Genomic DNA, 13,752 nt, shown 5'->3' with positions numbered 1-13,752 from the left:
ATATTAAAAGGATATATTGACTGATAAAAAATACATAAACAGATATCAGGCGATAAAAAGGGCGGCCTGATGACCGCCCTGAGACACATTCTGATTAAAAAATATCAGGCGCTCTTCGCTAACGCAACGGGTTGTAGCGGTTGATCACCGGCATACAGACGACCATTCAACCCGCCGACGTAAAAACGATCGCCGCGCTGAGGTACGCCGTTGCCGTGCGTTTCTGACAGTACCACGGAAAGCGGTTCATCATGCCAGCCCTCAGCCTGCACGATAAGCTGCCAGAAGTGACCGCGCGGGCTGACTTCCAGCACTTTCACCGGTAACGGACAACGCGCCGTGCTTTGCGCGGTGATTTCCATTTCCCACGGACGCAGGAACAAATCGACCGCGCCCTGATGCAGCGGCGGGTTTTCCAGCGGCCAGTGATGCGCGCCGACATACAACTGCGAGCCACGAATTTCGCCGCCGATTTTATTCACTTCACCCATGAATTCCAGCACGAAACGGGTCGCCGGTTCACGCCAGATTTCTTCCGGTGCGCCAACCTGCTCGATATTGCCCTGACTCATCACCACCACACGGTCGGCGACTTCCATGGCTTCTTCCTGATCGTGGGTCACGAATACGCTGGTGAATTTCAGTTCTTCATGCAACTGACGCAGCCAGCGGCGCAGCTCTTTACGCACCTGGGCATCCAGCGCGCCGAAGGGTTCATCCAGCAGCAGAATTTGCGGCTCGACCGCCAGCGCACGGGCCAGCGCCACACGCTGTTTCTGACCGCCGGAAAGCTGTGCCGGATAACGGTTTGCCAGATGGGCTAACTGCACCATCTCCAGCAATTTAGTGACTTTCTGTTTGATGGCCCCGGCGTCCGGACGCTCGCGGCGCGGCAGAACCGTCAGACCGAAGGCAATATTGTCGAACACGGTCATATGACGGAACAGCGCATAATGCTGGAACACAAAGCCGACCTGACGATCGCGGGCGTGCAGACGCGTCACGTCTTTGCCGTGAAAACTCAAATGCCCCGCGCTCTGATTTTCCAGCCCGGCGATAATACGCAGCAGCGTGGTTTTACCGGAACCGGAAGGCCCGAGCAACGCCACCATCTCCCCGGAAGCAATATCGAGCGAGATATCATTGAGCACCTTGGTGCGGCCAAAATATTTGTTGATACCGTTAATTTCAATGCTCATGACTTTCCTCCCGCTCAAGACGGTCGTTGTGGCGCTTCAGACGCCATTGCAGGCCGCTTTTCAGAAACAGTGTGACAATTGCCATCAGGGTTAACAGCGCTGCGGCAGTAAACGCGCCAGCGGTGTTGTAGTCCTGATGCAGTAATTCAACTTGTAAAGGCAGCGTGTACGTTTCGCCGCGAATAGAACCGGATACCACGGACACCGCGCCAAATTCACCGATCGCGCGGGCATTGGTCAGCACCACGCCGTACAGCAATGCCCAGCGGATGTTCGGCAGAGTCACGCGGCGGAACATCTGCCAGCCGGAGGCGCCGAGTAAGACCGCCGCTTCATCTTCATGGCTGCCCTGACTGAGCATCACCGGCACCAGCTCACGGATAACAAACGGACAGGTGACAAATACCGTCACCATCACCATGCCCGGCCAGGCGAACATAAACTGAATGTTGTGGGCATCCAGCCAGCCGCCAATCGGGCCGTTAGTGCCGTAAAACAGCAGATAAAGCAGACCAGCGACCACCGGTGACACCGCGAACGGAATGTCGATCAGCGTCAGTAACAGCTGACGTCCCGGAAAATTAAAGCGCGCCACCAGCCAGGCCAGCAGCGTGCCGAAAATCAGGTTAACCGGCACGGTGATCAGCGCCATCAGCACGGTCAGCCAGATGGAGTGCAACATGTCGGAGTCCGACAGGTTCTTCCACACCGCCGCAATGCCATCAGAAAATGCCAGCACAAAAATGCTGATCATCGGGATCACCAGCAGCAGCACGCAGATCAGCACACCGGTGCCAATCAGCGACCATTTCACCCAGTCAATACGCTGGCGTTTTTCCCCTGCAAAAGCCGGAATATCAGACATTACTGGCCTCCCAGACGACGGCCATAGCGGCTCTGTAAGGTGTTAATCGCAAACAACAGCAGCAGCGATGCTGCGAGGATCACGGAAGCAATGGCGCTGGCCGCCGGGTAATCAAATTCCTGCAAGCGGATGAAAATCATCAGCGAGGTGACTTCGGTTTTCCACGCAATGTTCCCGGCGATGAAAATGACCGCACCGAACTCCCCGAGACTGCGGGTGAAGGACAACGCGGTGCCCGCCAGCAGCGAAGGCATCACCTCCGGCAATACCACGCGACGGAAACTCTGCCAGCGCGAGGCGCCAAGGGTTTCAGCCGCTTCTTCATATTCCGGGCCTAACTCTTCCAGCACCGGCTGCACGGTACGCACCACGAACGGGATGCTGGTAAACGCCATCGCCACCGCAATACCGAGCCAGGTGTAGGCCACTTTGATATCAAAATGCGCCAGCCACTGGCCGTAAAAACCGGTGGTAGAAAATAATCCGGCCAGCGTTAAACCGGCGACGGCGGTTGGCAGGGCAAACGGCAAATCCATCAGCCCGTCGATCAGGCTTTTGCCCGGAAACTCGTAACGGGTGAGGATCCACGCCATCAGCATGCCGAAGAAACAGTTAAAAAGACTCGCCACGCCCGCTGCCAGCAGCGTCACTTTATAGGCCGCCACCACCTGACCGTTGGTGATGACATCCCAGTATTGCGACAGGGTCATTTGCGACAACTGCATCACCAGCGCGCTCAGCGGCAGCAACAGGACAAGGCATACGAACAGCAAACTGCTGCCGAGGCTCAGGGTGAATCCGGGTAAAACGCGTTTGCTCGACAACAACATTACTGGTGACCTTGCTCTAACAGTTTGTCCAGCTCACCGCCGGTACTGAAATGGGTTTCCATCACTTGTGGCCAGCTTCCGAACTGTTCTTCAACCTTGAACAGTCTGGTGTCCGGGAATTGCCCTTTCGCCGCCGCCATCGCCGTTTTGTCATACACGCGGTAATTAAAACTGGTGATGATTTTCTGCGCCTGCGGGCTCCACAAATAATTCAGATACGCTTTCGCGGCTTTCTCAGTGCCATTTTTCTCGACATTTTTATCCACCCAGGCGACCGGGAATTCCGCCAGAATGTCCACCTTCGGGACAATAACTTCGTATTTATCATCGCCGTATTGTTTGCGGATATTGTTCACTTCAGATTCAAAGCTGATCAGCACATCGCCCAGCCCGCGTTCGACAAATGTGGTGGTCGCGCCACGGCCGCCGGTATCAAAGACCTGCACGTTTTTCAGTAAACTCGCCATCTTCTCGCGGGTCTGCGTCTGGTTTTTATTGTCTTCCAGATTGAACGCGCCCCAGGCCGCGAGATAGGTATAACGGCCATTGCCGGAGGTTTTAGGATTCGGGAACACCAGACTCACGCCCGGACGCGCTAAATCGTCCCAGCTGTGAATATTCTTTGGATTGCCCTTGCGCACCAGAAACGCCATGGTGGAATAGAATGGCGAACTGTTGTTCGGCAGACGTGTTTGCCAGTCGGCCGGGATCAGATTGCCGCGGTCATGCAAAATCTGCACATCCGTCACCTGATTGTAAGTGACCACATCGGCTTTCAGACCCTGCAAAATCGCCAGCGCCTGCTTGGATGAACCGGCATGGGACTGTTTGATATCCAGTTTGTCGCCGTTATTTTGCTCCGCCCATTGTTTCTGGAAAGGCGGATTCAGGGCAGAAAACAGTTCACGGGAGACATCATAAGAGCTGTTGAGCAATTCAGTCGCCGACGCGGCTCCGCTGGCCAGCAAGAGTGCCGCCACCGAACCTTTCAGCACGTTGCCTGTAAACCACGTTTTAGCAAACCCCGTTTCTGTTTTCATGCTCAGCCTTAGGTGATGAATCGATTTGCGACACGAATATGAATCGCTCAATATCACACAGTGTATTTATAACTGAGGGTCAGGCTGTAACGGTTTTATATACCATTTGGTGATTTTCAAGCATGAAAAGCTATAAGGCATTAACAACCGCAGGGGAAAATAACAGGAGGGAAAGAAACAGCGCGCCCACGGGGAACGCGCTGAGAGAACTTAGAGTGCGAGAAGGCGGGTCAGGGACGGCGCGAAATAATAGCTGCCGGTTACCGGACGGGTGAAGCGCAGCATGGCATCACGTTTACCATCGAGATCGCCAAACATGCTCAGCAGTTGTTTCTCAATGTTCCACAAACGGGCGCAATAGCTAATGAAATACAATCCGTGCTCACCGCTGGCAGTGCCGTAAGGCAGGCTCTGACGCAGGATTTTCAGGCCCTTGCCGTCCTCTTTCAGATCCACGCGGCTGACGTGTGACGTCGCCGGACGGGTTTCTGAATCCAGTTCTTCGTCGGTGTCTTTGGTACGGCCGATCACCTCTTCCTGCTGCTGCACGGAGAAGCGTTCCCATTGCACCAGATTATGTTTCCAGCGTTGCACCATCACATAACTGCCGCCAGCATCGACGCTGCCTTCAGGAATAATCGCTACCTGCGCGCGGGCTTCCGCTTTCGGGTTTTCAGTGCCATCGACAAAGCCGCTCAGATCACGTTCTTCCAGCGCACGGAAACCGTGGGTTTCTTCCTCGACGGTGATCGCACTGCCGAAGGCTTTCAGTGCCGCCTGGGCCAGCGCAAAGTTCACGTCATGACGCAGGGACTGAATGTGCAGCAACATATCGCGCTGCGTCGCGGGCGCCAGACCTTTGCCCAGCGGCTCGAAAGATTTCAGTTCATCCGCGCCCTGGTTGCCGGATAAATCACGCCACACATCGTTGCCAAAGGCCACGACCGCACCAAGATGTTCGGTGGGAAATTTTTTCTGCATGTCTTCCAGTACGGCCACAAATGCACGGCAGCCCTGCCGGAGCGCATCCAGGTCACCCTGAGCTTTCGCTTCAATGTAAATCGCGAAACGGCAATGTTCGGGTAAAATGCCGCTCTGAACCTGAGTCATCTTCTCATCCTCGTTAATTTGACCGGCGTCATCATACCGGATGTCAATAAAAATGCCTTGCGCGAAGGCAAGGCATTGAGGGCTTTTTAAGCGGAGAAAACCGTTTTATTGCGCGGCAGCGGCCTGTGCCGGATTGGCGCGCCAGATAATTTTGCTGACCTTCCAGTCTTTCAGGGCATCATCCGAAGGCATCAGCGAATCCGGGCCATGCCAGATACCGCTGAACACATAGGTCACGTGAGCACTTTGCGGCGCTTTACACTCGACGCTTTCGGCGTCATCACCTTCACCCTTCACGCACACATCAAAAGCCTTGCTGTAGAGATCGCTGAACGGCGTACCGATTTTGACGCCCCACTCGCTTTCGACTTTCGGATCCACCACGTCAACGCGCTGCACCGTGCCTTTCGGCTCGCCGCTGATCGACATTTTCACCTCTTTGCCATCCATCGCCTGGAAGAAGCTGAGCATTTTGCCGTTGCTCATCGACATACCACTGCGCAGGGTATAGTCGCCGTCGAGCGCGTCAGTGATCGCGGTTTCCGTCAGCGGCGTGCTGGCGGTGATCCCACCGACTCCTTTATCGCTGACCGTCGCACTGCTGCCAAACCAGTTAAGCGGATTCATCGCTGACCAGGAGACGTCTGGCCATGACATATGTGACATCGACGAACAGCCGGTCAGGATCAGCGGCAGCGCCAGTAACAGCGGGCGAACCCGCAGGCGAACAGTCATTCGGTACACTCCTTGAATCATTATTGTTTAGCGCCAGTTCGAGTACTTACTCAGTAAGAAAGTTCAGCCCCAAATGGAATATGCTTCAGACCAGACGGCGCGCGGCATCAAAACAGGCGCGCAGACGACGGCTCATTAACCAGTAAGCCAGCGCGGCGGCATCCAGCAACGCCAGCACAATGTCCACACCTGAAATACTGTCGGTACTTTGCCACAAACCCAGCGCCTGCAAGGCAAAGGTGATGAACATACCGGCCAGCAACAGCCAGTAACCGGCCTGCCAGACCCGTGGCCACAGATGACGGCGTCCGCTGAGCAAAAACACCAGCGCGGGCGGCAAACCGAGCAACATACCGGACCAGAAATTCTGCGATTCGGGATAAAACAACGCCAGCAGATCACTGCCCTGCTGACGTGACGCACCGACCATCACAAACAATATCCAGGTCCGCGCCTGCAAAATCAAAATCGTCCAGAACCACAGCGGCAACCGCAACATACCGTGGTCGTTATAATCATCCGGGTTCATAAAAAGAACAACGTTCCTGCAAATAAGGTGAAAGTTAACCATCGCTCAGGGACATACCCGACATAAATCGACCTCTGTCGGGCAGGCGCTTAAGAAACTGTTAAGAACAGTCTGCTTTAATGGTTTCTAACACGGCAACACATCCTGAACGATGTCATAGTTGCCGGTGCTCTGGAAACATTAACTTAAGGACGACTATTATGATGAAGAAGATCACGCTGGCAACCCTCATTGCACTTTGTTCCGCAACCGCGTTTGCCCAGCAGACCGGTGGCTTTAACGGCCCGTCGGCGCAGGAAACGCAAACCCAGCCTGCCGCGCAGGGCGGTTTCACCGGTACCACGGCGCTGAGCACGGTGAAAGACACGCAAACCATGAAGGATGATCAGTGGGTGATGCTGGAAGGGTTCATCGATCAGCGCATCGACCATGATAAATACATTTTCCGCGACAACACCGGCACCCTCAATGTCGAAATAGATGGCAAACGCTGGCAGGGACAGAACGTGTCGCCGAAAGACAAAATCCGCATTGAAGGTAAAGTCGATAAAGACTGGAACTCTGTGGAAGTGGATGTCAAAAGCGTAAAACTGATCAAGTAACGCAGAAAACGAAGCCCCGGCGGATCACTCCTGCCGGGGCTTTTTTATATGAGCTTACCTAAGTAAGTGATTCGGGCGGGTGCGCGTAGCCCACGCATCTGCAACCTGAAGGACACGGGTATATCAGTATTCCTGATCTTCGATCAGTCGTTTACCGAGCAGCAAAGTGTCCGAAATCTCATAACCCAGTTTTTCATACATGCTGACTACCGCATCGTTTTCAGCACGCACCATTAAATTCATTTTCGGGCAACCGCGTGCGATTAACTTCTTCTCCAGACGGTTTACCAGCGCATTGGCAATGCCACGGCCGCGATAATCTGGATGTACACCCAGATAATTGGCTGATCCGCGATGACCATCGTAGCCGCCCATCAGCGTCGCCACCACTTCACCGCCCACTTCCGCCACAAGGAAAAACTCAGGGCTGTGGTTAATTTTACGTTCAATATCCAGCTCAGGATCATTCCACGGACGCAGCAGGTCGCAACGTTCCCATAAGGTCAGTACTTCTTCGAAATCTTCTTGACGGTATACGCGAATTTCCATCACTGTTCGCCGCTGTTAGTAGGGGTTTATCTGATTATCGCGTGATCTGATTGATACGCAACATCAAAATCACAGATTGTGTACTTTATGAACCGTTTTCAGCGATAAAATCTTCACATAAAACAACAGGCCGCCTCTCCGCAGACGGAGATTTATTCGGTGACAGATTCATTCACGACACAATATTCATAAAAAGTAATAGTTCTCAGATCGAAACTATAAAAAAGATACTCTATAACATAGGGCATTCTGCATTTTTTCTGACGGTAACGGACTGATGTTAAACCCCCTGAATAAATTTCTGCATTTCCAGCCTCTCCCTGCCGCCGCCACCCGTCGCCAGTTGTTACTGTCCGGGCTTGGATTAGCCATTGCCGCTTTCGGTTCACGTTCTGCCAGCGCCGCGCAGCAGGAGCACATCACCAAATCCGCCCCCGCCCCTAAACCCCCGGGCGCAAAAAAACTGGTGATGATCGACCCCGGCCACGGCGGTATAGATTCCGGTGCTGTCGGCCATGAAGGCTCGGAAGAAAAACATGTGGTGCTGGAAATCGCCAACTATGTGCGGGAATTTCTGGGCGAACAAAGCCATATTGAGGTCAAACTGACCCGCGATTCGGATCACTTTATTCCGCTTTATCAGCGTGTTGAGCTGGCGCATCAGCATCAGGCCGATCTGTTCGTCTCGATTCATGCCGATGGTTACACCAGCCCGACAGCCTCCGGCGCGTCGGTTTTCGCGCTCTCCAACCGGGGAGCCAGCAGCGCCATGGCGCGTTACATGTCGAAAAAAGAAAACGATGCCGATCTGGTCGCGGGTGCGAAATATGCCAAAGAAGACAACAATTATCTCCAGCAAGTCCTGTTTGATCTGGTACAGACCGACACCATTAAAAACAGCCTGACGCTGGGTCACCATGTGCTCGACAGGATCCGCCCGATCCACCATCTTCACAGTCAGCAAACCGAACAGGCGGCCTTTGCCGTACTGAAATCGCCGTCAATTCCGTCGATTCTGGTGGAAACGTCCTTTATCACCAACCATCAGGAAGAACAGTTACTGAGCACCACGGCATTCCGCCGCGAAATTGCGCAGGCCATTTCACAGGGTATTGTGAATTTCTTCAGCTATTTCGACGCCAACGAGCGTAAACCCCACTGAGCTGCCAAACTGACAGCAAATCACGCTATACTGATGACCACTTTTTTCTCATTCAGCGCCCGCACGGCGCTGAATGTCCTTTCAGTCAACGTCTGCGAGTTTGCCCGTGAGCCAATCCATTCCCGACATCCAGCAAGTCAAAACCTTCCTGCTTAAACTTCAGGAGCACATTTGCCAGAAACTGGCGGACGCCGATGGCAAAGGTCAGTTCGCTGAAGATCAATGGGTGCGCGAGGAAGGCGGCGGCGGTCAAAGCCGGGTTCTGACGAATGGCGCGGTGTTTGAACAGGCCGGGGTGAATTTCTCCCACGTTTCCGGTGCCACCCTGCCCGCTTCCGCCACCGCTCATCGCCCCGAACTGGCGGGACGCAGCTTTCAGGCGATGGGCGTCTCCCTGGTTATTCATCCGCTGAACCCCTATGTGCCGACCAGCCATGCCAACGTGCGCTTTTTCATTGCGGAAAAACCCGGCGAAGCACCAGTCTGGTGGTTTGGCGGCGGTTTCGATCTCACGCCTTATTACGGTTTTGAAGAAGACGCCCGCCACTGGCACCTCACTGCACAACAGCTTTGCCAGCCGTTCGGCGACGATGTCTATCCGAAATACAAAAAATGGTGCGACGATTACTTCTTTATCAAACACCGCAACGAAGCACGCGGGATCGGCGGCTTATTCTTTGATGACCTTAATTCACCGGATTTCGACGCCTGCTTTAACTTTATGCAGGCGGTCGGTAACGGCTTTACTGACGCCTATCTGCCGGTGGTGGAAAAACGCAAAACACTGCCGTGGGGCGAACGTGAGCGCCAGTTCCAGCTCTACCGCCGTGGCCGCTACGTTGAATTCAATCTTGTGTGGGATCGCGGCACGTTGTTTGGCCTGCAAACAGGCGGTCGCACGGAATCCATTTTAATGTCGATGCCACCGCTGGTACGCTGGGAATACGGTTACCAGCCGGAAGAAGGCAGCCCGGAAGCCGCGCTGTACCGCGATTTTCTGCCGGTACGCGACTGGCTGGCTGAAAATGGCTTATCTGAAAACGGAGCGCCAAACTGATGCAAATCTGGGTTGATGCGGATGCCTGTCCGAACGTCATCAAAGAAGTGCTGTTCCGTGCCGCCGAACGCACCGGCATGATGGTGACGCTGGTAGCCAACCAGATCATCCGCACGCCGCCGTCAAAATATCTGCGCACCCTGCGGGTCGAAGCGGGTTTTGACGTCGCCGATAACGAAATTGTGAAACGCACCGAACCGGGCGATCTGGTGATCACCGCCGATATCCCGCTGGCCGCCGAAGTCATTGAGAAAGGCGGCGTGGCGCTGAACCCGCGCGGCGAGCGTTACACCACGGAAACCATCAAAGAACGCCTGAACATGCGTGATTTTATGGACACCATGCGCGCCAGCGGCGTGCAGACCGGCGGGCCGCCTGCGCTTAATCAGCGCGACCGCCAGCAATTTGCCAATGAACTGGATAAGTGGCTGCAACAAGCCAAAAAATAATCCAGTCTGGCTGTCGAAACCGAAGTACCACTACATTAATTAAAGGAATAAGAAATGGTCAAAAAGATCATCCTTGATTGCGATCCGGGGCACGACGATGCTATCGCGATGTTACTGGCGCACGGTAACCCCGATATCGAACTGCTGGCCGTCACGACGGTGGTTGGCAATCAGACGCTGGAGAAAGTCACCCGCAACGCACTTGCCGTCGCTCGTGTGATTAATCTGACCGGCGTGCCGTTCGCTGCGGGGGCAACGCGTCCTCTGGTGCGTCAGATTGAAGTGGCGGACGAGATCCACGGCGAGTCCGGTCTGGACGGCCCGGTATTGCCGGAAGCGGCCATCACACTTGAACCTGTTCATGCGATCGACCTGATCATTGATCTGATCATGTCTCATCCGCCGAAAACCATCACGCTGGTGCCGACCGGCGGGCTGACCAACATCGCCATGGCCGTGCGCAAAGAACCGCGCATTGCGGAACGGGTAAAAGAAGTGGTGCTGATGGGCGGCGGTTATCATGTGGGGAACTGGAGCGCAGTCGCCGAGTTCAACATCAAGATTGACCCGGAAGCCGCCCATATCGTGTTCAACGAAAAATGGCCGCTGACCATGGTCGGACTGGATTTAACCCATCAGGCACTGGCTACACCGGACGTCGCCGCGCGCATCGCCGCCGTGGGGACACAGCCTGCGAAATTTGTCGGCGAGCTGCTCGATTTCTTTGGTCTGAGTTACAAAGACCGGCAAGGCTTTGATTCACCACCTGTTCATGATCCGTGCGCGGTGGCTTACGTGATTGATCCGAATGTCATGACCGTGCAAAAAGTCCCGGTGGATATCGAACTGACCGGCACCTTAACCCTCGGCATGACCGTCGCGGATTTCCGCGCTCCGCCGCCACCGGATTGCCATACACAAGTGGCGGTAAAACTCGATCATCAGCGTTTCTGGGACCTGATCGTCGATGCGCTGGAACGTATCGGCGAAGTGAAATACTGAGTAACTCTCTTTAAAGGGCGCCTGTTGCGGCGCCCTTGCTGATTTATAGCGGCTCGGTTTGCGCTTCCACCACGGCTAACGCCACCATATTCACAATCCTCCTGACCGAGGCGATCGGCGTGAGAATATGCACCGGTTTTGAAACGCCCATCAGCACCGGCCCCACCGTTACCCCTTCTGAACAGGAAACCCGCAACAGGTTGTAACTGATGCGCGCCGATTCCATGTTCGGCATGATCAGGATATTCGCCGACCCTTTCAGCGGACTGTCCGGCATGATGTCCTGACGGATGCTTTCGACCAGTGCCGCGTCACCATGCATCTCACCGTCGATTTCCAGATCAGGATCACGCTCATTAATCAGTTGCAGCGTACGGCGCATTTTCAGCGCGGCCGGGCTGTCGGAGGTGCCGAAACTGGAATGGGACAGCAGCGCCACTTTCGGCTCAATGCCAAATCGTCTCACCGTTTCTGCCGCCATCAGCGTGATTTCCGTCAGTTGCTCAGGTGTCGGGTCATCATTGACGTAAGTATCCGCAATAAACGTATTACCGCTTGGCAGCAACAGGGCATTCATCGCCCCGGCTACATGCGTACCCCGGCGGAAGCCAAACACCTTTTCGACGATGTCATAGTGCTCATGATAAGTGCCGACCGTACCGCAGATCATCGCATCCGCTTCGCCGCGTAACAGCATAATGGCGGAAATCAGCGTCGGATTGCCGATCACCGCCCGCCGCGCCTGCTCCTGCGAGACACCGCGCCGTTTCATCAGCTGATAATATTCGCGCCAGTATTCATTAAAACGCGGGTCGGATTCGTTATTGACCACTTCGAAATCCCGTCCCGCCTCCAGTTGCAGACCCAGTTTCTTAATGCGCATGGCAATCACGCTCGGCCTGCCGACCAGAATCGGTTTTGCCAGCCCGAGAGAAATCAGCTCCTGCGTGGCATGCAGGACACGCTCTTCTTCCCCTTCCGCCATCACCACCCGTTTGGCGTCTTTCTTCGCCTGCGAGAAAATCGGCTTCATAAACAGGTTGGTTTTATAGACAAACTCGGTGAGTTTTTCGGTATACGCGTCCAGATCGACAATCGGGCGCATGGCGACACCAGAATCCATCGCCGCTTTCGCCACCGCTGGCGCAATTTTCACAATCAGACGCGGATCAAAAGGCTTGGGAATGATGTATTCCGGTCCGAAAGACAACTCTTCTTCGCCATAAGCAGAAGCCACCACATCGCTTTGCTCCGCCATCGCCAGATCTGCGATGGCATGAACGCAGGCCAGTTTCATTTCTTCATTGATGGTGGTCGCGCCGACATCCAGCGCCCCGCGAAAAATGAACGGAAAGCACAGGACGTTGTTGACCTGATTCGGATAATCCGAACGGCCGGTGCAGATAATGGCATCAGGCCGTACGGCTTTTGCCAGCGGCGGTAAAATCTCCGGCTCAGGATTGGCCAGCGCCAGGATCAGCGGATCCTTCGCCATAGTTTTCACCATATCCTGCGTCAGAACGCCGGGGCCGGAACAGCCGAGGAAAATGTCCGCCTCCGGGATCGCATCGCCAAGCGTGCGCTGACCGTTATCTGCAATGGCGTAAGCCGCTTTGGTTTCGGCCATGTTCTCTTCGCGGCCCTGATAAATCACGCCACGGGAATCACAGGCTGTGATGTTGTGGCGTTTCAGCCCCAGCGCCACCAGCAGATTCAGGCAGGCAATGGCGGAAGCTCCGGCACCTGACACCACCAGCCGCACATCTGAAATGTTTTTCCCGACCACACGCAAACCGTTAAGCACCGCTGCGGTACAAATAATGGCCGTGCCGTGCTGATCGTCATGAAATACCGGGATCTTCATCCGTTCCCGCAGCTTTTTCTCGATGTAAAAACACTCCGGCGCTTTGATGTCTTCAAGGTTGATACCGCCGAATGTCGGTTCCAGCGCGGCGATCACGTCGATCAGCTTATCGGGATCGTTCTCATCAACTTCGATATCAAATACGTCGATACCGGCGAATTTCTTGAACAATACGCCCTTGCCTTCCATCACCGGTTTACCGGCCAGCGCACCGATATTGCCCAGCCCGAGAACGGCGGTCCCGTTGGAAATCACCGCCACCAGATTGCCACGGGCGGTGTACTTGTAAGCCGCCAGCGGATCTTTGGCGATTTCCAGGCAAGGGGCGGCGACGCCCGGCGAATAGGCCAGAGCCAGATCACGTTGCGTGGCGAGGGGTTTGGTCGGAGAAACCTGTATTTTTCCGGGCACCGGAAACTCGTGAAAATCGAGCGCACTTTGTTTGAGTTGTTCGTCCATTGCAGGATCCTTTTCTTGTTTCTTATTTTTTGTAGAGACAACTTTTTGTAGGGACATTTGTAGGGACAACAGGGCACGGGGAAATCTCACCATCGGCTTTTCCCGCTGACCAGTATAGATAACCCTGCCACGGCCAGAGGCGGATAACGACCAAAATTTCGCCGTTACATTGATTACTTTTCATTCGTGGAAGACGTCTCGTAAAAATCAACTAAGCTTAAAGTTTGGCCTTGCGCTTTACCCGTCAGACGCTCAGTTTGTGGGGCAACAGGGGCCGTCATTGTTGAGACCCATTGCAGT

Annotated in this window: 14 protein-coding genes; 5 read left to right on the top strand and 9 right to left on the bottom strand. The window is 54.6% G+C overall.

Annotated elements, in window-relative coordinates:
- Positions 1-104: 104 nt before the first annotated feature.
- The 7 genes from cysA to EDF78_RS07875 all read right to left on the bottom strand — a co-directional run bounded on the left by cysA (position 105) and on the right by EDF78_RS07875 (position 6,308).
- Positions 105-1,199 (bottom strand): sulfate/thiosulfate ABC transporter ATP-binding protein CysA, encoded by a 1,095-nt coding sequence (gene cysA / locus EDF78_RS07905; protein ID WP_133822864.1) that lies wholly within the window; start codon positions 1,197-1,199, stop codon positions 105-107.
- The gene (cysW, locus tag EDF78_RS07900; protein ID WP_095922981.1) at positions 1,189-2,064 is read right to left on the bottom strand and encodes a sulfate/thiosulfate ABC transporter permease CysW; all 876 of its coding nucleotides are present in this window, start codon (positions 2,062-2,064) and stop codon (positions 1,189-1,191) included. The genes cysA and cysW overlap by 11 nt, the downstream gene beginning before the upstream one ends.
- The gene (gene cysT, locus EDF78_RS07895) at positions 2,064-2,894 is read right to left on the bottom strand and encodes a sulfate/thiosulfate ABC transporter permease CysT (protein ID WP_131692926.1); all 831 of its coding nucleotides are present in this window, start codon (positions 2,892-2,894) and stop codon (positions 2,064-2,066) included. Before cysT ends, cysW begins: the two co-directional genes overlap by 1 nt.
- Positions 2,894-3,934: a thiosulfate ABC transporter substrate-binding protein CysP gene (gene cysP, locus EDF78_RS07890; RefSeq protein ID WP_162928549.1), complete on the bottom strand. Its 1,041-nt coding sequence runs from the start codon at positions 3,932-3,934 to the stop codon at positions 2,894-2,896. The genes cysT and cysP overlap by 1 nt, the downstream gene beginning before the upstream one ends.
- Positions 3,935-4,144: 210 nt before the next feature.
- Complete coding sequence (locus EDF78_RS07885; protein ID WP_133822863.1) at positions 4,145-5,044, bottom strand: Dyp-type peroxidase; 900 nt, start codon at positions 5,042-5,044, stop codon at positions 4,145-4,147.
- A 105-nt stretch (positions 5,045-5,149) separates the two neighbouring features.
- Positions 5,150-5,779, bottom strand: a complete 630-nt coding sequence (locus tag EDF78_RS07880; protein WP_095922984.1) for an RpoE-regulated lipoprotein — start codon at positions 5,777-5,779, stop codon at positions 5,150-5,152.
- An 85-nt stretch (positions 5,780-5,864) separates the two neighbouring features.
- Entirely contained in the window at positions 5,865-6,308 is a 444-nt protein-coding gene (locus EDF78_RS07875) for a DUF2919 domain-containing protein (RefSeq protein ID WP_095922985.1), read from the bottom strand.
- 203 nt (positions 6,309-6,511) lie between these two features.
- Here EDF78_RS07875 and EDF78_RS07870 point away from each other — a divergent pair, with 203 nt between their 5' ends.
- On the top strand, positions 6,512-6,910 hold the full coding sequence (locus EDF78_RS07870) for a YgiW/YdeI family stress tolerance OB fold protein (protein ID WP_195817543.1): 399 nt from the start codon (positions 6,512-6,514) through the stop codon (positions 6,908-6,910).
- A 123-nt stretch (positions 6,911-7,033) separates the two neighbouring features.
- Here the strand turns inward: EDF78_RS07870 and EDF78_RS07865 are convergent, their stop codons facing one another.
- On the bottom strand, positions 7,034-7,459 hold the full coding sequence (locus EDF78_RS07865) for a GNAT family acetyltransferase (RefSeq protein WP_095922987.1): 426 nt from the start codon (positions 7,457-7,459) through the stop codon (positions 7,034-7,036).
- A gap of 277 nt (positions 7,460-7,736) precedes the next feature.
- Between EDF78_RS07865 and amiA the strand changes: the two genes are divergently transcribed.
- The 4 genes from amiA (at position 7,737) to EDF78_RS07845 (ending at position 11,129) form a co-directional block, all read left to right on the top strand.
- The gene (gene amiA, locus EDF78_RS07860) at positions 7,737-8,621 is read left to right on the top strand and encodes an N-acetylmuramoyl-L-alanine amidase AmiA (protein WP_119822648.1); all 885 of its coding nucleotides are present in this window, start codon (positions 7,737-7,739) and stop codon (positions 8,619-8,621) included.
- Between the two features lie 73 nt (positions 8,622-8,694).
- Positions 8,695-9,678: an oxygen-dependent coproporphyrinogen oxidase gene (hemF, locus tag EDF78_RS07855; protein WP_133822862.1), complete on the top strand. Its 984-nt coding sequence runs from the start codon at positions 8,695-8,697 to the stop codon at positions 9,676-9,678.
- Positions 9,678-10,127 (top strand): YaiI/YqxD family protein, encoded by a 450-nt coding sequence (locus EDF78_RS07850; protein ID WP_095922990.1) that lies wholly within the window; start codon positions 9,678-9,680, stop codon positions 10,125-10,127. Before hemF ends, EDF78_RS07850 begins: the two co-directional genes overlap by 1 nt.
- 54 nt (positions 10,128-10,181) lie before the next feature.
- A complete protein-coding gene (locus EDF78_RS07845) occupies positions 10,182-11,129 on the top strand; it encodes a nucleoside hydrolase (RefSeq protein ID WP_095922991.1) in 948 nt (315 codons plus the stop codon).
- A 43-nt stretch (positions 11,130-11,172) separates the two neighbouring features.
- On the opposite strand, the gene maeB is transcribed toward EDF78_RS07845, so the two are convergent.
- A complete protein-coding gene (gene maeB / locus EDF78_RS07840; protein ID WP_133822861.1) occupies positions 11,173-13,452 on the bottom strand; it encodes an NADP-dependent oxaloacetate-decarboxylating malate dehydrogenase in 2,280 nt (759 codons plus the stop codon).
- Between the last annotated feature and the right edge of the window lie 300 nt (positions 13,453-13,752).

It is taken from the genome of Rahnella sp. BIGb0236 (assembly GCF_004364755.1).
Taxonomy (GTDB): Bacteria; Pseudomonadota; Gammaproteobacteria; order Enterobacterales; family Enterobacteriaceae; genus Rahnella; species Rahnella victoriana.
The sequence above is the reverse complement of the archived record's forward strand: the minus strand, read 5'-3'. Positions and strand labels throughout refer to the sequence as shown.

Excerpts from the sequence above, each read along its gene's own strand:
- EDF78_RS07865 (WP_095922987.1), bottom strand. The coding sequence starts at position 7,459 with ATGGAAATTCGCGTATACCGTCAAGAAGATTTCGAAGAAGTACTGACC.
- amiA (WP_119822648.1), top strand. The coding sequence starts at position 7,737 with ATGTTAAACCCCCTGAATAAATTTCTGCATTTCCAGCCTCTCCCTGCC.
- EDF78_RS07875 (WP_095922985.1), bottom strand. The coding sequence starts at position 6,308 with ATGAACCCGGATGATTATAACGACCACGGTATGTTGCGGTTGCCGCTG.
- hemF (WP_133822862.1), top strand. The coding sequence starts at position 8,695 with ATGTCCTTTCAGTCAACGTCTGCGAGTTTGCCCGTGAGCCAATCCATT.
- cysT (WP_131692926.1), bottom strand. The coding sequence starts at position 2,894 with ATGTTGTTGTCGAGCAAACGCGTTTTACCCGGATTCACCCTGAGCCTC.
- EDF78_RS07880 (WP_095922984.1), bottom strand. The coding sequence starts at position 5,779 with ATGACTGTTCGCCTGCGGGTTCGCCCGCTGTTACTGGCGCTGCCGCTG.
- cysP (WP_162928549.1), bottom strand. The coding sequence starts at position 3,934 with ATGAAAACAGAAACGGGGTTTGCTAAAACGTGGTTTACAGGCAACGTG.
- cysW (WP_095922981.1), bottom strand. The coding sequence starts at position 2,064 with ATGTCTGATATTCCGGCTTTTGCAGGGGAAAAACGCCAGCGTATTGAC.
- EDF78_RS07885 (WP_133822863.1), bottom strand. The coding sequence starts at position 5,044 with ATGACTCAGGTTCAGAGCGGCATTTTACCCGAACATTGCCGTTTCGCG.
- cysA (WP_133822864.1), bottom strand. The coding sequence starts at position 1,199 with ATGAGCATTGAAATTAACGGTATCAACAAATATTTTGGCCGCACCAAG.
- EDF78_RS07870 (WP_195817543.1), top strand. The coding sequence starts at position 6,512 with ATGAAGAAGATCACGCTGGCAACCCTCATTGCACTTTGTTCCGCAACC.
- maeB (WP_133822861.1), bottom strand. The coding sequence starts at position 13,452 with ATGGACGAACAACTCAAACAAAGTGCGCTCGATTTTCACGAGTTTCCG.
- EDF78_RS07845 (WP_095922991.1), top strand. The coding sequence starts at position 10,182 with ATGGTCAAAAAGATCATCCTTGATTGCGATCCGGGGCACGACGATGCT.
- EDF78_RS07850 (WP_095922990.1), top strand. The coding sequence starts at position 9,678 with ATGCAAATCTGGGTTGATGCGGATGCCTGTCCGAACGTCATCAAAGAA.